Here is a 672-nt window from a genome sequence, read left to right on the forward strand (position 1 = left end):
GCCAGCCGCAACGCCCTTCCGGTCACCGTGCGCAGTGTTGCATCTAATGCAATACATCCCGTTTCGAGCAGCGCAGGAACAGCGCGTCGCCGTCCTTCCACTCGTTGGTCTGGCGGTCCAGGGTGCGCGGGGTGGAGGCGAGGGTGAAGTTCGCGACCGCCGCACCCGAGGGGGTGAAGCGCAGTTCGGGGTCGTCGGTCAGGTTGCCGACGACGGTGATGACGGTCTCGCCCGCCATGGGCGTCTCCTTGCTCCCCGGGCGGGCCGGGGCGGTCACGGCTCAGGTGCCGGGGTTGGGGCGGACGCGCCGCCGGGTCTGCTGGGGCCAGTCGGCGATGCCGACGCCCAGGTCTCGGGCGATGTTGTTGGCCTTGATCAGGTCGGCCAGGCGGTGCAGGGCCTGCTGCTGGCCTTTGGCGCTGGTGCGGTAGTCGGCCACGGGCACCTCGTGGCCCTTCTCGCGGGCGCGCCGGATCCTCTGCTTGGCCGCGTCCACGGAGACGCGCAGGAGGAAGGCGACCTCTTCGATGCCGAGCAGCGCGTCCGGGTCGTTGGACAGCATCTCCTCGACGATGTTCAGCAGGCGCGGAACCCCGGGGGTTTCGTCGCACTCGGGGTGCATGCACACCACCAGGCCGGTGGGGATGTTCAGCAGGGCGGCCGGGATGACGG

General features: G+C 70.2%; 1 protein-coding gene and 1 pseudogene. Both read right to left on the minus strand.

Translation table 11 applies throughout. From position 1 onward, the window contains the following. Positions 1–64 precede the first annotated feature (64 nt). A pseudogene (locus KGQ19_RS48795) lies at positions 65–238 on the minus strand (single-stranded DNA-binding protein); the annotation flags it as partial. A gap of 42 nt (positions 239–280) precedes the next feature. Then, the coding region (locus KGQ19_RS48800) for a hypothetical protein (RefSeq protein WP_212022485.1) at positions 281–672 on the minus strand (392 nt) is incomplete at its 5' end.

This window comes from Catenulispora pinistramenti (assembly GCF_018274385.1).
Lineage (GTDB): Bacteria > Actinomycetota > Actinomycetes > Streptomycetales > Catenulisporaceae > Catenulispora > Catenulispora pinistramenti.